At 40.9% G+C, this 22,948-nt stretch carries 20 protein-coding genes; 19 read left to right on the top strand and 1 reads right to left on the bottom strand.

The window, feature by feature from the left end; translation table 11 throughout:
- The first annotated feature begins 145 nt into the window (after positions 1 to 145).
- Positions 146 to 1,606, top strand: a complete 1,461-nt coding sequence (locus tag A5868_RS08960) for an alpha-amylase (RefSeq protein WP_086303708.1) — start codon at positions 146 to 148, stop codon at positions 1,604 to 1,606.
- A 133-nt stretch (positions 1,607 to 1,739) separates the two neighbouring features.
- On the opposite strand, the gene A5868_RS08955 is transcribed toward A5868_RS08960, so the two are convergent.
- Positions 1,740 to 3,314, bottom strand: coding sequence for a ClC family H(+)/Cl(-) exchange transporter (locus tag A5868_RS08955; RefSeq protein WP_086303709.1), 1,575 nt, complete (start codon positions 3,312 to 3,314; stop codon positions 1,740 to 1,742).
- 198 nt (positions 3,315 to 3,512) lie between these two features.
- Here A5868_RS08955 and pcrA point away from each other — a divergent pair, with 198 nt between their 5' ends.
- The 18 genes from pcrA (at position 3,513) to A5868_RS08870 (ending at position 22,915) form a co-directional block, all read left to right on the top strand.
- On the top strand, positions 3,513 to 5,768 hold the full coding sequence (pcrA, locus tag A5868_RS08950) for a DNA helicase PcrA (RefSeq protein ID WP_086303710.1): 2,256 nt from the start codon (positions 3,513 to 3,515) through the stop codon (positions 5,766 to 5,768).
- Between the two features lie 39 nt (positions 5,769 to 5,807).
- A complete protein-coding gene (gene ligA, locus A5868_RS08945) occupies positions 5,808 to 7,826 on the top strand; it encodes an NAD-dependent DNA ligase LigA (protein WP_086304428.1) in 2,019 nt (672 codons plus the stop codon).
- Positions 7,827 to 8,020: 194 nt separating this feature from the next.
- Positions 8,021 to 8,326 (top strand): Asp-tRNA(Asn)/Glu-tRNA(Gln) amidotransferase subunit GatC, encoded by a 306-nt coding sequence (gatC, locus tag A5868_RS08940; RefSeq protein ID WP_010780633.1) that lies wholly within the window; start codon positions 8,021 to 8,023, stop codon positions 8,324 to 8,326.
- Positions 8,326 to 9,795 carry an Asp-tRNA(Asn)/Glu-tRNA(Gln) amidotransferase subunit GatA gene (gene gatA, locus A5868_RS08935; protein ID WP_086303711.1) on the top strand — a complete coding sequence of 490 codons (1,470 nt, stop codon included), beginning with the start codon at positions 8,326 to 8,328 and terminating at the stop codon, positions 9,793 to 9,795. The genes gatC and gatA overlap by 1 nt, the downstream gene beginning before the upstream one ends.
- Entirely contained in the window at positions 9,795 to 11,225 is a 1,431-nt protein-coding gene (gene gatB / locus A5868_RS08930) for an Asp-tRNA(Asn)/Glu-tRNA(Gln) amidotransferase subunit GatB (RefSeq protein WP_086303712.1), read from the top strand. Before gatA ends, gatB begins: the two co-directional genes overlap by 1 nt.
- Positions 11,226 to 11,236: 11 nt before the next feature.
- Entirely contained in the window at positions 11,237 to 12,256 is a 1,020-nt protein-coding gene (locus tag A5868_RS08925) for a diacylglycerol kinase (RefSeq protein ID WP_010780636.1), read from the top strand.
- A 173-nt stretch (positions 12,257 to 12,429) separates the two neighbouring features.
- Positions 12,430 to 13,794 (top strand): 23S rRNA (uracil(1939)-C(5))-methyltransferase RlmD, encoded by a 1,365-nt coding sequence (gene rlmD / locus A5868_RS08920; protein ID WP_086303713.1) that lies wholly within the window; start codon positions 12,430 to 12,432, stop codon positions 13,792 to 13,794.
- A 2-nt stretch (positions 13,795 to 13,796) separates the two neighbouring features.
- The gene (locus tag A5868_RS19355) at positions 13,797 to 13,925 is read left to right on the top strand and encodes a hypothetical protein (protein WP_010780638.1); all 129 of its coding nucleotides are present in this window, start codon (positions 13,797 to 13,799) and stop codon (positions 13,923 to 13,925) included.
- A gap of 23 nt (positions 13,926 to 13,948) precedes the next feature.
- Positions 13,949 to 14,362, top strand: a complete 414-nt coding sequence (locus A5868_RS08915; RefSeq protein ID WP_254908292.1) for a hypothetical protein — start codon at positions 13,949 to 13,951, stop codon at positions 14,360 to 14,362.
- 50 nt (positions 14,363 to 14,412) lie between these two features.
- Positions 14,413 to 15,081 carry a 2,3-bisphosphoglycerate-dependent phosphoglycerate mutase gene (locus A5868_RS08910; RefSeq protein ID WP_086303714.1) on the top strand — a complete coding sequence of 223 codons (669 nt, stop codon included), beginning with the start codon at positions 14,413 to 14,415 and terminating at the stop codon, positions 15,079 to 15,081.
- 30 nt (positions 15,082 to 15,111) lie between these two features.
- Positions 15,112 to 15,717, top strand: coding sequence for an HAD-IA family hydrolase (locus A5868_RS08905; RefSeq protein WP_086303715.1), 606 nt, complete (start codon positions 15,112 to 15,114; stop codon positions 15,715 to 15,717).
- 110 nt (positions 15,718 to 15,827) lie between these two features.
- Complete coding sequence (locus A5868_RS08900) at positions 15,828 to 16,211, top strand: DUF1149 family protein (RefSeq protein WP_010780642.1); 384 nt, start codon at positions 15,828 to 15,830, stop codon at positions 16,209 to 16,211.
- Between the two features lie 240 nt (positions 16,212 to 16,451).
- Positions 16,452 to 17,843: an L-cystine transporter gene (locus A5868_RS08895; protein ID WP_010780643.1), complete on the top strand. Its 1,392-nt coding sequence runs from the start codon at positions 16,452 to 16,454 to the stop codon at positions 17,841 to 17,843.
- A gap of 170 nt (positions 17,844 to 18,013) precedes the next feature.
- A complete protein-coding gene (locus tag A5868_RS08890) occupies positions 18,014 to 18,385 on the top strand; it encodes a VOC family protein (RefSeq protein ID WP_086303716.1) in 372 nt (123 codons plus the stop codon).
- A gap of 30 nt (positions 18,386 to 18,415) precedes the next feature.
- A complete protein-coding gene (locus tag A5868_RS08885; RefSeq protein ID WP_086303717.1) occupies positions 18,416 to 19,144 on the top strand; it encodes a metallophosphoesterase family protein in 729 nt (242 codons plus the stop codon).
- 139 nt (positions 19,145 to 19,283) lie between these two features.
- A complete protein-coding gene (locus A5868_RS08880; protein ID WP_086303718.1) occupies positions 19,284 to 20,186 on the top strand; it encodes a DMT family transporter in 903 nt (300 codons plus the stop codon).
- Positions 20,187 to 20,292: 106 nt separating this feature from the next.
- Entirely contained in the window at positions 20,293 to 22,473 is a 2,181-nt protein-coding gene (locus A5868_RS08875; protein ID WP_086303719.1) for a Tex family protein, read from the top strand.
- Positions 22,466 to 22,915: a SprT family protein gene (locus tag A5868_RS08870; protein ID WP_086303720.1), complete on the top strand. Its 450-nt coding sequence runs from the start codon at positions 22,466 to 22,468 to the stop codon at positions 22,913 to 22,915. Before A5868_RS08875 ends, A5868_RS08870 begins: the two co-directional genes overlap by 8 nt.
- Positions 22,916 to 22,948 lie beyond the last annotated feature (33 nt).

Here is a 22,948-nt window from a genome sequence, read left to right as displayed (position 1 = left end):
CTTCATATGAAATACTATCACAATTATTTTCTTTTTTCAACCATAAACAGCCATAAACAGTCAAAAACATTTAAAATGGGTATTTAGGGCGTCATATTTTGAAGGATCTTTCACTTTCGGTATGATAGATATGGAGGTGAAGGTTATGAGAAAACAAACAATTTTACAAGGATTTGAATGGTATCTTCCTGCGGATGGAAATCACTGGAAAACACTGGCTGAAAAAGCAGAAGAATTACGCAACTTTGGTATCAATGCGATCTGGATGCCCCCGGCCTACAAAGGCTCAGAGGGTGCTAATGATGTAGGGTATGGAACTTATGATCTTTATGACCTGGGCGAATTTGATCAAAAGGGAAGTATCGCCACGAAGTATGGAACAAAAGAAGACTATTTGAGCAGTATTGCTGCATTAAAAGAAGCTGGCTTAAAGACTTATGCGGACATTGTATTTGATCATTTTATGGGGGCCGACGAAACGGAGGTTGTTTCGGCAGTATCTTACCACTTTGATGATCGAACCAAGCCAAGCTCTGGAGAAGAAGAAATCGAAGCGTGGACAAAGTTCACATTTCCTGGCCGCAAGGGGAAATACAACGACTATCAGTGGAATTGGAAAAATTTTTCTGGTGTCGATTACGACGCACGGGAAAAGGATCATGCGATCTTTAATTTCGCCGATAAGGGCTGGGAGCCAAAAGTAGATGATGAAAACGGCAACTTCGATTATTTGATGGGGTGCAACCTCGACATGGAAAATCCTGAGACCGTTGAGCAGTTGGACAAATGGGGAAAATGGTACCAAGAACTAACAGATATGGATGGGTATCGTTTAGACGCGGTCAAGCATATTCGTTTTGATTTATTTGTTGATTGGCTATTGCACCGCCGAGGGGAAAAGGGAGAAGACCTTTTCGTGGTAGGGGAATATTGGTCGGATGAATTGGATAAATTGCAGGATTATCTAGATTCATCCGGGAATTTGATTTCCCTTTTTGATGTTCCGCTGCATTTTAATCTTTTTCAAGCATCGTCTACGATGGGAGAGTTTGATATGCGTCAGATTTTCTCAGGGACATTGATCGAGACGCGTCCAGACTGGGCGGTCACATTTGTTGATAACCATGATACTCAGCCCGGTCAAAGTTTAGAATCCTGGGTTGAAGGTTGGTTCAAACTTCAGGCGTACAGCTTGATTTTGTTGAGAAATGAAGGAACACCCGTAGTTTTCTGGGGAGACTTATATGGAACAGAAAAAACGGAAGCCGTTGGTAACGGATTGAACCGCCTAATTAAATTACGCGATACAGCGAATTTTGGAAACCAAGCGGATTATTTTGATGACTCGAATGTCATTGGCTGGACCTTGACAGGAGCGTTTGACGATGAGGATTCTGGTGCTGCGGTTATTATGACCAATGCGACAGGCGGAGAGAAAGAAATGACGATCAGTGCTATCCATGAAGGCAAGACCTTCGTAGACCTGTTAGGCAACAACGACGCACGGGTGACCTTGGATGAAAATGGACAAGGTGTATTCCCTGTCAATGATGGTCAAGTTTCTGTGTACATCAACGAAAACTTAGCCAAAAAGTTGCAGGATTGATACAAAAATAAGAAGATCCGTATTTACCTATAAAATACAAATGAATAGTCAAACGATAATTTACTTAACAAATGAAAAGTAAAAAGTCGTTTGGCTTTTCATTTGTTAAGAATTTTATGGATTTACTTTCGATTCAATCGCTGATTGCTTTGTCTTGTTTCTTGGCAATTGCTGCATCGGATCGCTCACGAATTTGTTTCTTGATTTTCTGGGTATATCCTTCATCCGTTAAAATCATAAGCAAGTCACCAACTTTCATCACGGTATCTCCATGAGTGAGGATTTCAGAAGAGCCTCGCCGAATCGAGATCAACAGCATTTCTTTCGGCCAGTTAAAATCTCTTACCATGGTGCCATCTAAGGTGCTTTCTGCCGTTACGGGAAATTCAATGATCGTCTTGTTTCCTGTGATGCTTGGAAGGTGCCCTTTTAACAGCCGCTCAAGTAACGATTCATAAATCGGATTTCCGCCCAACAAATCATTCACTACATATGCAGTAAGGGAACACACAGCTAAAGGCATCAGATGAGTGATGTTTCCAACCATTTCTGTCACTAAAATAATTGCCGTCAGCGGAGCTTTCCCAATCGCTGTAAAATACCCAGCCATTGCAAAGATCGCGAAGTCTCGAATAAATTGGGCATCTAGTCCGGCCCACTGATGAAGCATTGTTCCATAAATTCCGCCAATCAACGCGCCTAATGTCAAAATAGGAAGAAAAATACCCCCAGGAAGATTCGCACCATAGGACACCATTGAAAAAATGAAGCGCAATAAAAATAGAAAAATCAATAAATTCAATGAAAGATTGCGTTCGCCAAGTGCTAGAACAATTGGATTCCCGCCTCCCAAATAATGCGGAAAAAAGAAGGCGATAGGAACGATCAATAAGAAAGGAACGATCCCATAAAGGTATTCTGGAAGATGAGTATGTTTATACCAACGCGGCAGAGACAACAAAACTAGTTGATAGACATAACCTAAAAGTCCCAGGAGAACACCCAGTCCAATTAACCACCCATATTCCTTCAACGGCAAAGACGGGACATTTGCGATAAACAGGACAGGTCTTAATCCAAAAAAGTTCAATGAAATTAAATTCGCTGTTAAGGCGGCAGTCAGAGATGTGAGCCAAATCAAAGGAGAGAAATGATGGTGGACCTCTTCAATTACGAAAAGCAATCCAGCAATTGGCGCGTTAAAGGCCGCACCTAGTCCAGCCGCAGCGCCGCTAGATATGAAAATCTTTTTTTCAGAAGTAGAGGCCTGCGTAATTTCGCTAAACCCTTGCCCAACCATCGCACCCAGTTGGATCGAAGGCCCTTCTCGACCTAAAAAGAGGCCTGAACCTACAGATAAGATCCCTCCGATAAATTTTTTCCACAAGACCGAAAACCAGCGCAACGAAATTTCTCCTTGAAGCGTTCCTTCTACTTGGGGGATACCGCTGCCTTTAATATCGGGTTCTGATTTGATCAAAAGCCCAACGATACACGCGAAGCTCAGCATTACGAGAATCCATGGGATCAGCCATAAAGGTTTTTCTCGGAACCATAGATAAAAGGTCACTATATGAGCCATCATTTTCTCGATTACGAGACGAAAAAGGCTGACGATAATACCGGCAATCCCTCCGATAAGAATGCCTTTCAAGATAAAAATAACTTTCGTGCTATCTAAACGTTTGATTTCATGTTCTTTTTTCATGCTGTACCTTCTTAAGATGATTGTTTTTTTATGCCATAAAAAGTATAATTTCTGTTTACACCATTAATTAATTTAGCGCGATTTCACATGAAAAACAAGTATGAATGAATGAATCCGTTTTTTTAAATTGTTGCTAGTGTCGCGAAACTTTCCGAGATGCTATAATAAAAAAGATTGAATAGAGAAAGGACGTTTTGCATGCCAAACAAACTGGACTTGTTAGCAGGACTAAACCCTAAACAAAAAGACGCGGTTCTTCATACAGAAGGCCCGCTATTGATCATGGCGGGAGCAGGAAGTGGAAAGACACGGGTCTTGACGCATCGCATCGCTTATTTAATAGAAGAAAAAAACGTGAACCCTTGGAATATTTTGGCGATCACCTTTACAAATAAGGCAGCTCGAGAGATGAAAGAGCGGGTCAATGGTATTCTTGGCAAAGGCGGCGAAGATGTCTGGGTATCAACGTTTCACTCAATGTGCGTGCGCATTTTGCGACGTGACGTGGATGCGATCGGTTATGATCGGAATTTTACGATTTTAGATGGTTCAGACCAGCAAACCTTAATGAAAAGAATCTTAAAAGAATTAAATATTGATCCAAAAAAATATGATCCTCGATCCATACTAGGTGCAATCAGCAATGCCAAAAATGAGTTGTTGACACCTGAAACCTATGCAGAACGCCAAGGCTCATTTTTCGAGGAAATTGTTGCGCGTTGTTATGATGCGTATCAGAAAGCGTTGCGGAACAATCAAAGCATGGACTTTGACGATTTGATCATGAACACGATCCGATTGTTTGAAGACAACGCAGAAGTGTTGACGTACTATCAAAACAAATTTCATTATTTGCATGTGGACGAGTATCAAGATACCAACCATGCACAATATACGCTAGTAAATATGCTGGCTGCTCGTTTCCGAAATTTATGTGTCGTGGGAGACGCGGATCAAAGTATTTATGGCTGGCGCGGCGCGGACATGCAGAACATTTTAGACTTTGAAAAAGACTATAACGATGCGACAGTTATTTTATTGGAACAAAATTATCGGTCAACCAAAAGTATTCTGGATGCGGCCAACCAGGTGATTCAAAATAACAGCAATCGCCGTGACAAAAACTTGTGGACGGACAATCAAGCAGGAGAACAAATCACGTATTATCGTGCGGATAGCGAGAGAGATGAAGCACAATTTATCGTGAGTAAGATCAAAGAGGAAATCCAAGCCAACAACCGCAGCTATAACGATTTTGCTGTATTGTATCGGACAAATGCGCAATCCCGTGTAATCGAGGATACCCTCGTGAAATCAAATGTGCCCTATACCATGGTTGGAGGTCATAAATTCTATGATCGTAAAGAAATCAAGGATATCATCGCCTATTTGAATATCATCAATAATCCTCGAGACGGCGTCAGCTTTGAACGAGTGATCAATACACCAAAGCGTGGGATCGGTGCAGCTTCTGTTGAGAAATTACGTAATTTTGCAGCGATGCATGATTGGTCGATGGTAGAAGCCTCGCAAAATGTCGATTTAGCCAATATTTCTGGAAAAGCTGGTCGAATGATCGGTGAATTCGGTACGATGATTTCGCAGTTTCAAGAAATGATCGCCTATTTACCTGTGACAGATCTTGTGGATCAAGTTTTAGAACGAACTGGCTACTTGGATGAATTGAAAAACCAGCGAACGCTTGAAGCAGAATCCCGTTTAGAAAACTTAGAGGAATTCCGTACTGTAACGAAAGAATTTGATAAGCGGAATGAGACGCAAGAAGACGATGCAGCAAATGCACCAGAAGAAAAATTGGCGATTTTCTTAAACGATTTGGCGTTAGTCTCCGATTTAGACGATTACCAAGAGGATAGCGCACAAGTAACATTGATGACCTTACACGCGGCTAAAGGCTTGGAGTTTCCAATTGTCTTTCTAATTGGGATGGAAGAAAAAATCTTCCCATTGTCTCGGTCTTTAATGGAAGAATCTGAATTAGAAGAAGAGCGTCGATTGGCTTATGTCGGGATCACCCGTGCGGAAGAAAGCCTGTATCTGACCAATGCATTTTCTCGGACGCTTTATGGGAAGACGCAATACAATCAGCCTTCTCGTTTTGTGGCAGAGATTGATGACAGCTTGTTAAATGCTGTGGGGATGCAGCCGCAGCCTAAAGCGACCTTTAGTAATCCTTTCAGTACAGCTACCACTCCTATGAAGCCTAAGTATCAGCATGCTACCCGAGAACCCAAAATGGATAAAACTGCCTCTGGCGGGGAGAACGAAAGCTGGAACCCTGGCGACAAAGTTCAACACAAAAAATGGGGTGTCGGTACTGTGGTGAAGGTCAGTGGGAATGCAAAAGATGTGGAGTTAGATATCGCGTTTCCTCAACAAGGGGTCAAACGATTGCTTGCCGCTTTTGCACCAATTGAAAAAATACAAAAATAATGATAGAAACCAATTTTAGGAGGGATATTCTTGGAAGCTATGACTTTTCAAGCAGCGGAAAAACGTTCAGCCGAACTTCGAGATGAACTAAATCAGTATTCCTATGAATATTATGTACAAGATCAACCCTCAGTGGAGGATTTTGTTTACGATAAGAAATATCAAGAACTTGTTGAAATCGAGACTGAATATCCTGATCTTATTACCCCGGAATCCCCCACACAACGCGTGGGTGGGAAAATTTTAGAGGGATTTGAAAAAGTGGTGCACGATATTCCTCTATACAGTTTGAATGATGTTTTTAACAAGGAAGAATTGATCGCCTTTGATGAACGTGTAAAAAAAGCAGTGGGACATCCGGTTTCCTATTGTGTGGAATTAAAAATAGACGGGTTATCGATCTCATTGAAATATGAGAATGGCGTGTTTGTTCAAGGGGCTACTCGTGGTGATGGCACTGTGGGCGAGAATATCACTGAAAATTTAAAAACGGTCAAGTCCATTCCTTTACGTCTGAAAGAACCCTTGTCCATTGAGGTTCGTGGGGAATGTTATATGCCTAAAGCCTCTTTTGTCAAACTCAATCAGCAACGAGAAGAGGAAGGAAAAGAAGTATTTGCCAATCCTCGAAACGCTGCTGCTGGAAGCTTACGGCAATTAGACACTCGTGTCGCAGCCAAAAGAAATTTGAGTACCTTTTTATACACACTGGCAGATTTTGGTCCATTAGAATCAACAACGCAGGATCATGCGCTCAATGAGATGTCTCGTTTAGGATTCCGAACAAATCCTGAGCACCGTGTCTGTGAGACTATTGATGAGGTTTGGGAATACATTGAGAATTTCCACGAAACAAGAGAGCAGCTGGATTATGAAATTGACGGTATCGTCATCAAAGTGAACGATTTTAGCATTCAAGATGATCTAGGTTTTACGGTGAAGGCACCACGTTGGGCAACGGCCTACAAGTTTCCACCAGAGGAAGCACAGACAACATTGTTGGACATTGATTGGACGATTGGTCGGACGGGTGTGCTGACACCTACAGCAATTATGACGCCGGTTCGTCTAGCCGGCACCACTGTTGGCCGGGCCAGTCTTCATAATAGTGATTATATCGAGAAGAAAGATATACGATTAAAGGACACTATTTTAGTATACAAAGCAGGGGATATTATCCCTGAGGTTTCTCGGGTGATTCTGGAGAAACGGCCATCTGACAGTGAACCCTACCCGATTCCGACGCATTGTCCGATCTGCGGCAGTGAACTGGTTCATTTAGATGAGGAAGTTGCTCTGCGATGTATCAATCCTAAATGTCCCGCACAAATCAAAGAGGGGCTCAGCCATTTTGTGTCTCGGAATGCGATGAATATTGAAGGATTAGGGCCTCGCGTGTTAGCACAAATGTTTGATAAAGGGTTGGTTTCAGACGTCGCCGACCTCTATTCTTTAGAGAAAGAGCAGTTACTCACATTAGAGAAGATCAAAGATAAATCTGCAGAGAATATCTTACAGGCCATTGACGCCAGCCGTGAAAACTCAGTGGAACGCTTAATTTTTGGCCTAGGAATTCGCCATGTTGGCTCAAAAGCCGCGGGTATATTGGCAGAGCATTTTGGCAGTCTTGAAGGTGTCAGTCAAGCGACGAAAGAAGAAATTGTAGGACTGAATACGATTGGAGAAACGATCGCGGACAGTTTAGTGACTTACTTTGAGAACGAAGAAGTACATGAATTGATGCAAGAGCTGAAAGATCGGCATGTAAACCTTGAGTACAAAGGCATCCGTGCTAGCCAATTAGCAGAAGTGGAGTCGCCATTTAAAGACAAAACGATCGTGCTGACTGGAAAACTCGTAGACTACACAAGGGAAGATGCAAAGGAAAAGATTCAAATGCTCGGTGGAAAAGTTACTGGCAGTGTATCTAAAAAAACAGATATCGTGGTAGCAGGAGAAGAAGCCGGAAGCAAGCTGACGAAAGCACAAAATCTTGGAATTGACATTTGGGATGAGAAACAAATGATTCAAGCAATCGAAGAAAGTCATACAGATTAAGTATTTTTGTCTAAATGACGATTGACGATTGGATTCACGAACGGGTATGATAAAAAGCGTTACATCTATTAGAAGCTGTTTTATTTGTGTTTTATTGATGAGAGCGATTTTTCGAAAAATTTCAGGAAAAAAACGTGAATTCTAATAGAGTTATGATAAAATGATTGAAAATTGACAAAAGAAAGAGGGATATTATGGCAATCAATGAAGAACAAGTGAAACATGTCGCGAAACTTGCGAAGCTTTCTTTTTCAGAAGATGAATTGACCGGTTTTACGGATCAATTAGGCAAAATAATCGACATGGTCGAACAACTTGGGGAAGTTGATACAGAAGGCGTGCCATTTACTTCCAATGTATTAGAAACGATCAACGTCATGCGCGAGGATGTAGCTGATCAAGGCTGGTCGCGTGATGAGTTAATGAAAAACGTTCCGGAACACGAAGATGGCTTTATCAAGGTTCCGGCGATCATTGACAATGGAGAGGCTGGTGCATAATGGAAAAATTATACGATAAATCAATCGAAGAATTACACACTCTTTTGGTTTCAAAAGAAATCACGGCAACGGACTTAACAAACGAAACATTTGACCGTATCAAAGAGACTGAAGAGAAAGTCGATGCGTTCATTACTTTAAATGAAGAAAAAGCATTAGAAATGGCTAAAGCGATCGATGCAAAAGGGATCTCTGATGAGAATGCCTTAGCGGGTATTCCAATCGGTATCAAAGATAACATCGTGACAAAAGGACTCTTGACGACCGCTGCATCGAAAATTTTATCTAATTTTGATCCTATTTATGATGCAACAGTCATGGAGAAGGTTTACAGCTCTGACTTGATTCCAGTAGGTAAACTCAACATGGATGAGTTTGCAATGGGAAGTTCGAGCGAAACATCTTACTTTAAGAAAACGAAAAATGCTTGGGATCAAACAAAGGTTCCCGGAGGTTCTTCAGGTGGTTCTGCCGCAGCAGTGGCTGCTGGAGAAGTCCCTGTTTCTTTAGGGAGTGATACGGGTGGTAGTATTCGCCAACCGGCAGCGTTTAATGGGGTTGTCGGATTAAAACCAACTTATGGACGTGTCTCTCGTTTTGGTCTGATTGCATTTGCTTCATCATTGGATCAAATTGGACCCTTTACCCGCACCGTGAAGGATAATGCGTTAGCGTTAAACGCGATTAGCGGCTACGACCCTAAAGATGGGACTTCCGCCGGTGTCTCTGTTCCTGATTTTGCTGCTGGTTTAACAGGAGATATTAAAGGAATGAAGATCGCTTTGCCAAAAGAATTTATGGCAGAGGGAATCGAACCGGGCGTCAAAGCAGCAATTACGAAAGCAGTAGAAACCTTTAAAGCATTAGGGGCAACTGTTGAAGAAGTTAGCCTGCCGCATTCAAAATATGGGGTAGAAGTCTATTACATCATCGCTTCATCCGAAGCAAGCTCTAATTTGCAACGCTTTGATGGTATTCGCTATGGGTTCCGTTCTGAAGACGTTCAAAACTTAGAAGATGTGTATGTCAACACTCGGACTGAAGGTTTTGGTGATGAAGTGAAGCGTCGGATCATGCTAGGAACATTCTCACTTTCTGCTGGATATTATGATGCATACTTTAAGAAAGCTGGACAAGTTCGGACATTGATCAAACAAGACTTTGATAAGGTCTTTGCAGATTACGATCTGATCATTGGTCCAACCTCACCAACTGTGGCATTTGGCATTGGTGAAAATATCAATGATCCGATCACGATGTATTTGAACGATATTTTGACGATCCCTGTGAACTTGGCAGGATTGCCAGGTATGTCTGTTCCTGCCGGATTCTCTGAAGGATTGCCGGTCGGCCTGCAAATCATCGGCAAGCATTTTGATGAGTCAACGATGTACAAAGCCGCCTATGCCTTTGAACAGGCAACGGATTTCCATAAGCAAAAACCAGTGATTTTAGGGGGGGACAAATAATGAACTTAGAGACAGTCATTGGACTTGAAGTCCATGTAGAATTAAAAACAAACTCTAAAATCTTTTCACCTGCGCCCGCTCACTTTGGTGCGGAAGCAAATACAAATACAAGTATCATCGATTGGGGCTATCCAGGTGTGCTGCCAGTTATGAATAAAGCAGCAATCGAATTTGGGATGAAAGCCGCCCTGGCGTTAAACTGTGAAATTTCAAAAAATATGCATTTTGACCGTAAAAACTATTTTTACCCAGATAATCCGAAGGCCTACCAAATTTCTCAATTTGATGAGCCGATCGGCCATGATGGCTGGATCGAGATCGATGTCAACGGGAAAAAGAAAAAGATTCGTATCGAACGCGTCCATTTAGAAGAAGATGCAGGTAAAAATATGCACGGTATCGGCGGCTATTCCTTTGTCGATCTAAACCGTCAAGGCACGCCGTTGATCGAAATCGTATCTGAAGCAGATATGCGTTCACCGGAAGAAGCAAATGCTTATTTAGAAGCATTACGTTCAATCATCCAATTCACTGGCGTTAGTGATGTGAAGATGGAAGAGGGTTCTATGCGTTGTGATGCCAATATCTCTCTACGCCCCTACGGACAAGAAGAATTTGGTACAAAAACAGAGTTGAAAAACTTGAACTCTATCAGTTTTGTTAAAAAAGGCTTGACCTTTGAAGTACAACGCCAAACAAAAGTATTGTTATCTGGCGGAACGATCCAACAAGAAACACGTCGCTATGACGAAGGAACGAACAAGACCATCTTGATGCGTGTCAAGGAGGGCTCTAGTGATTATCGTTATTTCCCTGAGCCAGATATTCCCCGCTTTGAAATCGATGACGAATGGATTGAAAAAGTTGGGAAAGCATTGCCTGAGATGCCCGCTTCGCGTCGCAAACGCTATGTGGAAGAACTTGGGTTGCCTGAATACGATTCTATGGTCTTAACGTTAAGTCGCGAAATGTCTGATTTCTTTGAAGAAACATTAGCAGAAGGCGCAGATGCGAAACAAGCATCCAACTGGTTAATGGGTGAAGTTTCAGCCTACTTGAATAGTGAAAAGCTGGAATTAGCGGATACTAAATTAACACCAAATAATTTAGCAGGTATGATCACGTTGATCTCTGATGGAACAATCAGTTCTAAGATCGCGAAGAAAGTCTTCCGTGAATTGATCCAAAACGGCGGCGAGGCCAAAGAAGTCGTTGAGGCGAAAGGACTTGTCCAATTATCTGATCCTGCACAATTACTTCCTATGATCAATGAAGTGCTTGATAACAACGAACAATCAGTTGAAGACTTTAAAAATGGGAAAGACCGAGCTGTTGGTTTCCTTGTTGGACAAATCATGAAAGCAACTAAAGGGAAAGCAAACCCTGGTGTTGTAAATAAATTACTTCAAGAGGAATTAGCGAAACGGTAAGGGGCTTGAACATGAGAAAAGCACGACTGATTTATAATCCAGTATCTGGAAAAGAGATCATGCGCAATAATTTGGCAGATATTTTGGATGCCATTGAAAAAGCAGGTTATGAAGCAAGTGCCTTTGCGACGACCCCTGAACCGAATTCAGCGAAAAATGAAGCGACTCGTGCCGCAAAAGCTGGTTTCGAACTAGTGGTTGCGGCAGGGGGCGACGGAACGATCAATGAGGTAGTCAATGGGATTGCCGGGTTAAAAAAACGGCCTAAAATGGCGATTATTCCTGCCGGAACAACAAATGATTATGCGCGCGCGTTAAAAGTGCCTCGAAACAATGTTAAGGCAGCTGCAGAAGTTATTCAAAAACAGCAAACAGTCAAGATGGATATTGGGAAAGCCGCGGAGACGTATTTTATCAATATCGCTGCTGGCGGCTCTCTAACGGAATTGACCTACGAGGTGCCATCTGAATTAAAAAGCATTTTTGGTTATTTAGCTTATTTGGCTAAAGGAGCTGAAATGCTTCCCCGTATTAAGCCAACAAAGATGCGCTTAGTCTATGAAGGCGGCGAATACGAAGGAAATGCATCGATGTTTTTCCTTGGGTTGACCAATTCTATCGGTGGCTTTGAGACGATTGCCCCCGACGCAAAATTGGATGACGGGAAATTCTCGTTGATCGTAGTGAAAACGGCGAATCTATTTGAAATCGTTCGTTTAATTACGCTTGTTTTGAATGGTGGAAAGCACGTCAATGACTCAAAAGTACTGTATGTTAAAACGAGTTTTTTAGATGCTAGTCTAATTGATACGGATAAAAAAATGATGATCAATTTAGATGGTGAATACGGCGGCGATGCGCCAATGCGTTTTGAAAATCTTCATCAGCACATTGAATTTTATGCCAACACGGATGAAATCAATGATGACGCAATTTTAGGTACGGGTGACCAAGACGATCAAAAACGCGAAGCAGGCATCGAGCTCGTGAAAGAATATGAAAAGATCCAAGACGAAGATCTAGAGAAATAAGACAAAAACGTTTCTGTCAAAATGGATAGAAACGTTTTTTGTTTGCAAGAGTATTCACTGTAAGAAAGTTATTAGTAGCTTATGCAACTCTTAAGATTATAACTCTCGGTGTTACCTTGCTTTTTCTAGTAGAATTCATTAGAATAGGTGAATCAGCCTTGAAGGAGAATATAATGACCACAGTAGAAAAAAATAAAACATATACGGTCTCAATCGACGATTTGTCCCATGAAGGACTCGGTGTCGCTCATATTGATGGCTATCCCCTGTTTATCGAAAATGCTTTACCAGATGAAGAAATGACAGTTAAAGCAGTTAAAGTTGGAAAGAAATTTGGTTACGGAAAAGTAATCGAACGATTCACTGCAAATCCTGAGCGTCAAGATGTAAAAGATTTAGACTTGTTGAGAAGCGGAATTGCACCGTTAAGTCACATGACTTATGACTATCAATTACGATTCAAGCAACAGCAAGTTGAAAAAGTATTGAAAACAATTGCAAAGTTGCCGGATTTGTCCGTTGCTCAAACGTTAGGAATGGATAACCCCTTTGAGTACCGCAATAAAGCACAGATTCCTGTACAAAAAGTCGACAATCAATTAATGACGGGTTTTTACCGTAAAAATTCACATAACTTACTACCGATTGAAGATTACTTGATCCAAGATCCAAAAATTGATCAAGCGATTCTAGCTGTTCGTGATATCTTACGACGTTTCAATGTGAAAGCTTATAATGAACGTGAAAATACGGGCTTTATCCGCCACATTATTATCCGTCGTGGGCACTACAGTCATGAAATGATGGTCATTCTGGTAACAAGAACCGAACGTTTCTTTAAAGGAATGGAAATCGCCGAAACGATCAAAAAAGAGTTGCCTGAAGTAGTTTCAGTGATCCAAAATGTAAATCCAGAAAAAACCAACGTGATCATGGGACGAGAAGAGAAGGTATTGTTTGGGAAGTCGACGATCAACGATACATTGTTAGGCAAGACATACCGCATCTCTCCTCAATCATTTTATCAAGTAAATACGCAGCAAACAGAAGTACTCTATCAAACAGCAATTGATTTTGCGGAGTTAAGTTCAGAAGATATCGTAGTAGATGCATACTGCGGAATTGGAACAATCGGTCTGTCACTAGCAGAAAAGGTGAAGCATGTTTATGGCGTTGAGGTTGTCCCTCAAGCAGTTGAAGATGCAAAAGCCAATGCAAAAATGAATGGTATCGAAAATGCGAACTATGAAATCGGAAAAGCTGAAAAAATTATGTCTCGCTGGGCACGAGAAGGGATCGAACCTTCTGTAATTTTTGTTGATCCGCCAAGAAAGGGACTAGATGAAAAATTCATTGAAGCATCTGTTGCGGTAAATCCTGAAAAAATCGTCTATATTTCTTGTAATCCAGCCACATTAGCTAGAGATTTGAGACGATATGAGGATCTTGGCTATCATGCTGTGAAAGTTCAGCCAGTGGACATATTCCCACAAACTTATCATGTGGAATCAGTGACTCTACTGGTAAAGGCGGTGTAAAAATGAATCAAAAAGAAAAAATGCTAGAATTAATAAAGAAGAAACAAGGCGGCGGTCGTTCGGAAAAAATGGAAAAACCGAAAAACGATCGTAAAAATATGCGTAAGGGACCAAAGATCTACAACAAGTAATTTTTTAGAAGGGAGCTTCTCCATTGGGAAATATCTGGATGCAGCGAGTAACGAAGCTTTATCAAAAATATGCACATTTAATGCGTGGGCGCTACGGTCGTTTCGATCAAATCAATAAAGCATTGTTGGTTTTATGGGCTATAATGATGATTTTAGATCGTTGGATCCCGTATTATATTGGAAACATTTTGGCAGTCGCGGCATTTGCACTCGTACTTTATCGATTTCTTTCAAAGAAAATCTATCCACGAAGCAATGAGAATCAGAAATTTATTCAATGGATTGCTCAAATGAAAGATGTTTTTAAAGGAAAAAAAGCTACCTATAGCTATTTTAAGTGTCCAGAGTGCAAACAGAAAATGCGTGCTCCAAAAGGACGAGGAAAAATCAAAGTGACATGTAAAAATTGTCATACGCAATTCACGAAAAAGGTCTAGTTTTTAAAACTAGGCTTTTTCTGATATCCTTACAACAAGAGGGTGAGAGAATGAAGTTGATTTTAGTTCGTCACGGAGAGAGTGAAGCCAATTTTCAAAATTACTGGACAGGTTGGTTAGATGTAGATTTGACCGAGAAGGGCATCGAACAAGCAAAAAATGCTGGCAAAAAAATAAAAGATGCAGACCTGTTCATTGATGTTGCGTACGAGTCCGTATTAAAACGTTCGATCAAAACAGCAAAAATGATCTTGCAGCAAGCGGATGCAAGTTTTGTTCCTGAATTTAAGACATGGCGCCTAAATGAGCGTCACTATGGTGCATTAGTTGGGAAAAATAAAGAGACTATCGCTCAGCATTTTGGAAAAGAACAAGTAAAAAAATGGCGAAGAGGGTTTGATGAAGTGCCGCCATTGACTAAGGACAATCATTTTGATCGCCGCTACGACCAATTAGATCCTCGACTGATACCGACAGGAGAAAGTCTGCATATGACGTTGAAGCGTGTAATCCCTCTCTGGCAGGAGTGTATCGCTCCAGATTTGCTGGATAATAAGACTGTTTTAGTTTGTGGTCACGGCAATAGCTTGCGTGCATTGGTTCAGTTTTTAGAAAATGTGCCAACAGATCAAGTGGATCAAATTGACATTCCTAACGCCGCTCCAATGGTTTACACGATGGACGCACAATTAAGAATTGTAAAAAAAGATATTTTATAAAATTATTATGTTTACTTAGAAAGGTTTACGATGAATTATATTTGGGATTTTGATGGGACACTGTATGATACATACCCGATTATGTTGAAGGCATTGATGAAAACTTTTAACGATTTTGATCTTCAAAAAGAACAAAAGCTTGTATACAAGAAAATAAAGGAAGAGTCTATTCGTCAAATGATTCTTGATTGGAAGTTGCCTGCACCGGAATTTGATAGAGTCTATCATGCTTATGAGGCGCAGGACAATAAAGATTCCTATCCTTTTGAAGAAACGAAAGACATGCTAAAAGAATTACAAGAAAAGGGCGGGCAACATTTCATTTTGACACACCGAACCGTGGACTCCACTTGGGATTTGTTGAAACGCGATGGGCTGGATTCTTTTATTGTGGATATTATTGGGAGTGACTCCGACTTTCCTAGAAAACCGGACCCGTCTTCCATTAAATATTTTTTAGATACTTACCAGCTATCCCCGGAAGAAACGGTAATGATCGGGGATCGAAAATTAGACGTAGAGGCTGGAAACAACGCAGGTGTACAAACCGTTTTCTTTGATATCGATCACTTCAATCAAGCAATTCATGCCACTTATTTTATAAATAATTTAAAAGAAATGGTACAAAAATTCTAAGCAAAAAGCTATAATTAAGATAAGCAAAAGAAATTTATTTGAGAATCATGCAGACATTAATAAATATTTGAAAATTGATGGATTATTTCTTATGAATGAGGAGTTATGAAATGGAATTACAGCGTGATCCGGAAGTCGTAGAGTCATTTAATTATGGACTTCCTCCAAAAGACCAAGTGGTCAAACAAAAATTATTGATTAATTTCAGTCCGTTGGAAGCAGTTGATCCAGGGTATCCGGCTGGAAATAGCATCATGGGTGTACGAATTGAATTCGTTATTCCCTTTGAGAAGTTCATTATCGGTGGGGTGTTTTCGCAGGTGATCCACGTCATTGGACGAGAAGTCAAACAGCAAAGCGACCTAACTGAAGCAGAAGCGAACGAGATGATCCGACCAATCTTGCGTTTAATCGAACGAATGGTTTACGAAATAACCGAGATTGCCTTAGATCAACCTGGTGTAAAAATAAACTTCTCCTCCAACACCATTTAACTGTTAAAAACCTCCATTTTAAAAATGGAGGTTTTTTTATGAATATCATTATGAAAATTTCTATGGAACAGTGCAAATCATAAGACAGATTATTTTTTCTAAGTTATAATTTAAAGGTCACTAAAATTTAGGAGTCGCGCAGCTATATTTTAGGGTAGGTCGCTGAAGAGCGGATACCGGGAACCTTTACTTCCTTTGACAGACTTGTCATTATAGAAAGTTATTTTAAGGAGGAATACAATGACAACTCTGTTCACTGTATTAGTGATCTTAGCTTTCGTTGCCTTGCTTGTAGTTTTCTACCAAATGCAAAAGAAACATGTGAAATTTTCTAATCGTGTATTTGCAGGATTAGGAGCCGGTATTCTTTTTGGCGGTATTTTACAGCTTCTTTTAGGAAATGGTAGCAAAGTTATTTCTCAAGCGATGGAATGGATCGGGATCGTTGGTAATGGTTATATTTCATTATTACAAATGTTGGTTATGCCGTTAGTTTTTATTTCAATCGTCGGTGCATTCACCAAGATGAAATCAAGTAAAAAATTAGGGAAGATCAGCGCCAATGTATTAGTTACTTTATTAGCAACAACAGCAATTGCTGCGTTGATCGGAATCGTTGCAGTGATGGTCTTTGGCCTTGATGGTGCAACATTCACCAAGGGTGCGGCTGAAACTGCTCGAATCAACGAGTTGGCGGAACGTCAATCAATGGTTCAAAACTTTTCGATTCCGCAACAAATCTTATCGTTTATTCCAACAAACGTTTTTGCTGATTTTGCTGGAACACGCCCAACAAGTACAATCGGCGTGGTAATTTTTGCGGCCTTTGTCGGCATCGCCTTCTTGGGTGTACGCCGGAAAGCACCAAAAGAAGCAGAATTCTTTTCTAATTTAATTGAAAGTCTTTATAAAGTTATTATGCGTATCGTGACTTTGGTCTTGCGTCTAACACCTTATGGCGTGTTTGCTCTGATGACCAATGTTCTAGCAACAAGTGATTTCGAAGCAATCGTTAACTTAGGTAAATTTATTCTGGCTTCTTATAGTGCGTTGATCGTTGTACTATTGGTTCATTCGTTGATATTGCTCGGCGTCAAAGTAAATCCAGTTACTTTCTTCAAAAAAGCTTTTCCAGCTTTAAGTTTTGCCTTTACTTCTCGTTCAAGTGCCGGAACATTGCCAATGAATATTGAAACGCAAACAAAAGCATTAGGCGTTGATGAAGCAACAGCGAACTTTGCGGGAAGCTTCGGTATTTCAATTGGTCAAAACGGCTGTGCGGGTGTTTATCCAGCGATGCTTGCAACGATCGTGGCGCCAACAGTCGGGGTAAACGTATTTGATTTGAAATTTATCATCATGTTGATCGCAATTGTGACTATCAGTTCCTTTGGTGTTGCAGGTGTCGGCGGTGGGGCAACCTTTGCTTCATTGATCGTCCTTGGTGCTATGAACTTGCCGGTTGCTATCGTAGGATTGGTCATTTCAGTTGAACCTTTGATCGATATGGCACGTACCGCGGTTAATGTTAGCGGCAGTATGGTCGCTGGTGTTGTAACGAGCGAACGTATTCATGAATTGGATCGAGAGATGTTAAAAGACGAGAATGCTTCAATCGAAGTGAATTCTTAATCATAGAAAAGACTTGGCTAGCGCGACCAAGTCTTTTTTTGTTACACTCACTATAGCAAGCGCAACTTTGTGCAGATTGTTTTTAAGGCTATGAATTAACAGTCGCTTCAAAAGCTTCTTTTTGTTATATTAACTATATATTTTTAGAAATTTTTCGAGGAGTGGATACCGTGTTCAATGAACAAGTAAAAGTGATTTTGTATGCAAATGATGTAAAAAAAGCGAGCGCATTTTGGCAAAGTCTTGGTTTTGTCGAGATTAGTTTTGAAGAATTAGATGGCTCGCAGGTTGCGGAAGTAGCGATGAGTAAGGAGAGTACGACGCATTTAGTTATTTATGATCGCGCGTTTATTGAAAATAATGACGACGAACTATCTGAACCAGCCCCTGCACTGATTTTCGGAAGTGACGATGTTGTTTCACTATATAAAAAATTGCAAGAAGTGAATGTTCAGTTGGGAGATCTAGCGCAAATCGGTGAAGAATATGTCTTCAATTTTGTCGACACCGATGGAAATTATTTTGTCGTTTCTGGAAGGTAAGATAGTCCTTGGTTGAAGGGGGCAAATAAAATGGATCAAGTTTTTGTAATTGGTGATATTCATGGTGAGTATGAAATGTTTCAACAAGTATTGAAATATTTTCAACCTGAGAAGCAGCAGCTCGTGCTGATTGGGGATTTGAATGATCGTGGACCTAAGAGTAAAGACTGCTGGCTTTTAGGTATGGAACTGGTTGAAAAGTATCAAGCGGTCTACTTAAGGGGAAACCATGAACAATACTTTTTAGAGTTTATGGAAAAACCGGAAGATTGGTTTCCTAGTTATCTTTATAATGGTGGAAAAGAGACCATCGAGAGCTTGCTTCATAAAGGGGCGACAGATGAGTATTCCCCGACTGAAATCGCGATGATGATCCGCAGCCGCTATCGATCATTGGTTTCTTTTTTATCCGAAAGGCCTTTTTATTACGAATGGGGCGACTACCTTTTTGTACATGCGGGAATAGACTTGACGAAGAACTGGAAAGAAACTTCGGAATTTGATTTTCTATGGATTCGTGAGCCTTTTCATGAAGGAAAAAATCGCACGGGAAAAACAATTGTGTTCGGACACACGATTACTCCTATGCTTTACGACGACATGCAAACGACTTCTCTGTGGGAATCAGATGGAAAGATCGGTATTGACGGAGGGGCTGTTTTTGGAGGAAGCTTGCATGGTGTAGTTTTTGACACTAAAGGCATTGTTCAAGATTATGAGCTTCCAAATGAGCATGGGCCGTGGCAACCTGATTTTTAGCAGCTAAGTGAGATTCGACTAGAATCTCACTTTTTTTTGAATTTTCTTGCATGGTCATTTCTTAAATGGCATAGTGGTTAAGTATACAGAGATCAAATGAATTAAAATATTACAACTGATTGAAAGAAGGAGGGAAAGAATGTCAGAGACGGTCAAAGGGCATTTATCCGCAAGTGTAACGGTCATGATTTGGGCATTAACATTTATCTCTACGAAAGTATTGTTAAAGGACTTTTTACCTATTGAAATTCTTTTTATTCGTTTTTTGATCGGTTTTTTAGTTCTGACGGTTGTTTCGCGTAGGCGACTTTCATTCAATGGATGGTCAAAGGAAAAGTATTCTATGATCGCTGGTTTATTCGGTGTTTTCTTGTACTACTATTTGGAAAATGTCGCGTTGACCCATACGTTAGCAATGAATGTGGGGATCATAGGCTCGGTCAGTCCCTTCATGACTGCGTTGATTAGCCGATTTGTGCTGAAACAAGGAACGATTCCAAAAATTTTTGTTTTAGGATTTATTTGTTCCATGATCGGTATTTCGTTGATCAGCTTATCTGGGACACTAAATGTTGATCCCATTGGCGATGGGCTGGCTTTAATTGCAACAGTTTGCTGGGCGTCCTACTCGCTAATCGTTAAAAAGATCAGTACTTTTGGTGAAGGAACGATTGCAGCAACGCAGCGAATATTCTTTTATGGACTGTTATTCATGCTTCCGGTTCTATTTTTGTCGATAGATTCTCTTGATGTTTCTAGATTTGCTCAACTAGGAAACCTTAGCAATTTATTATTTTTAGGCGTGGGTGCATCTGCGTTGTGTTTTGTCACTTGGAACTTTTCAGTCAAAACCCTCGGCGCCGTTCGAGCAACAGTTTATATTTATACGATTCCTATGTTAACAACGATCGCGTCCGTAGCTATATTAGGCGAAACGATCACGATTAAAACAGTTTTTGGTATTTTATTAACTTTAACAGGACTAATTTTATCAGAATTACCAAGTCTGTTGAGGCAACGTAAGAATATCATTTCTAAATGACCCTTCACTGCGGATGAACGTGAAGGTTTTTCTATGGATGGATAGAAGCAAAGTTCGCTGAACTATGATAAAATAGATAAGATTTTGGATGAAAAGAGGAATGGAAATGGCAGAAGGTTTAAACCAAGAAATCATTCAATTACTGAATAAAGAATTAACGGATTACCGTCCACAGCAAATCACTGTTGTTTTAACTTTATTGACAGACGGAAATACGGTGCCTTTTATCGCCCGTTACCGAAAAGAAATGACAGGCAGCTTGGATGAAGTCCAGATTCGCGAAATCGAAGAACGTTATAATTATTTAGAGAACTTAGAGAAGCGCAAACTGGAAGTACTGCGTTTAATTGATGAACAAGGAAAATTGACGGAAGAACTAGCACAAAAAATCCAAAAAGCAGTCAAAGTACAAAAAGTAGAAGATTTATATCGTCCGTATAAACAAAAACGTCGGACAAAAGCAACCATCGCCAAAGAAAATGGATTGGAACCTTTGGCTGAGTATTTAGTAAGCTTTCCGCAAAACGGCGATGTTTATGCAAAAGCGGAAGAATTTATCAATGAGAATGTCGCCAATGCAGATGAAGCCTTGCAAGGCGCGCATGAGATCGTAGCCGAACAAATCAGTGACAATCCGGATTTTCGTACATGGATTCGCACCTTCACGAAAAATAAAGGCGTCTATCAAAGCAAAGTCAAAGATGCCGAGAAGGATGAAAAGGGCGTCTATGAAATGTATTATGATTTCGCTGAGCCTATTAATAAAATGGTCTCCCACCGTGTATTAGCGTCTAATCGTGGGGAAAAAGAAGAGGTTCTAAAGGTTTCGATCGTCGTTGAAGAGAACAAAGTCTTTGAATACTTGGAGCGCCAACTGGTACAAAATAGTCGTGCAATCACCGCAGAATTTGTTCGAGAAGCCTATAAAGACAGCTATAAACGGTTTATCGGTCCTGCTATTGAGCGAGAGATTCGAAACGAATTGACCGAAGATGCCGATGAACAAGCCATCAATATCTTTGGCGAGAATTTACGCAACTTGCTTTTGCAACCTCCTTTAAAAGGAAAAGTCGTGTTGGGCTTTGACCCCGCGTACCGTACTGGCTGCAAATTAGCAGTCGTAGATGAAACAGGGAAAGTGTTGGCCATCGAAGTGATCTATCCCCATAAGCCAGCACCTCAAGCCAAACGCCAAGCAGCCGGTCCAGCCTTTCAAGCGTTGATCAAAAAGCACGGCGTCGAAATGGTTGCTATTGGGAACGGGACAGCAAGTCGTGAATCTGAATTATTTGTTTCAGAGCAGTTGAAACAAGTACAACAAGAAGTGTTTTATGTCATCGTGAATGAAGCAGGAGCTTCCGTGTATTCTGCCAGCGATGTAGCACGCGCAGAGTTTCCAGAATTACAAGTAGAAGAGCGCAGTGCAGTCAGCATCGCGCGACGCTTGCAGGACCCTTTATCGGAATTAGTGAAGATCGATCCAAAGGCGGTAGGTGTAGGGCAATACCAACACGATGTTTCGCAAAAACGGTTATCTGAACGACTTGATTTTGTCGTTGAAACAGCCGTTAACCAAGTGGGTGTCAATGTCAATACAGCGAGTCCGCAGTTGCTGCAATATGCTTCTGGACTAAATAAGACCACTGCGCAAAATATTATGACGTATCGTGAAGAAAATGGCGCGTTTACATCACGTCCGCAATTAAAAAAAGTGCCCCGCTTAGGACCGAAGGCTTATGAGCAAGCCATTGGATTTTTACGGATTCCCGATGCAAAAAATATTTTGGATACAACAGCGATCCATCCGGAGAGTTATGCTAGTGCGAAAGAGATTTTGGCTCTAGCAAATGTGGAGCTTAAATCTTTAGGCTCTGAAGAAGCAACAGAGAAAATCAAAAGGTTGCAGTTAAGCCAATTGCAGCAAGCGCTGGAAATCGGAAAAGAAACAATCAAAGATATTCTTCAAGCGTTGCTTCAGCCTGGTCGTGACATGCGTGATGAAATGCCCGCACCGTTATTACGCCAAGATGTTTTGACAATGGAAGATTTGCAAGCAGGGATGGAACTGCAAGGAACCGTCCGCAACGTAATTGATTTCGGTGCATTTGTCGATATCGGCGTAAAACAGGACGGGTTGGTCCATATTTCTAAATTGAGCAAAAAATTTGTTAAACACCCAACGGACGTTGTATCGGTCGGAGATGTGGTAACTGTCTGGGTTGAAGCGGTGGACGTCAAAAAAGGCAGAATCAGTTTGACAATGGTTCAAAGTGACAATCATGACTAATCAAGAGTTACAGGTTCTCGTCGAAAAGATTTCTCAGGAATTTTTTCGACGTCCCTTTTGTCATCGAGCAACATTTAACAAGCGATTAAAAACAACAGGTGGTCGTTACCATCTAAATAGCCATGATTTGGACTTCAATCAGTTGGTCTTTCAAAAATACGGGGAAGAAGAATTGATCAAAATCATCAAGCATGAACTTTGTCATTATCATTTGCATATAGCTGGACGAGGGTATCAGCACAAGGATAGAGAATTCAAACAACTGTTGAAGCAGACAGGAGGTTCACGGTTTACACCGCCGTTAGCTGTGAAAACGTATCAAGTGTACCAGTGCCTAAAGTGCCAACAAGAAGTCATTCGTCGGCGAAAACTCGACACGAAAAGGTATGTATGTGGAAGATGCCAAGGAGAACTAAAATTTATGAAGATGATTGAAAAATAAGGAAATAAAAACAGCTTGAAGAATAAAAGATTG

The sequence above is a fragment of the Enterococcus sp. 12F9_DIV0723 genome (assembly GCF_002174375.1).
In the GTDB taxonomy this organism is placed as follows: Bacteria; Bacillota; Bacilli; order Lactobacillales; family Enterococcaceae; genus Enterococcus_A; species Enterococcus_A gilvus.
Note: the sequence above shows the minus strand (reverse complement) of the source record. Positions and strands in the feature narration are given on the sequence as shown.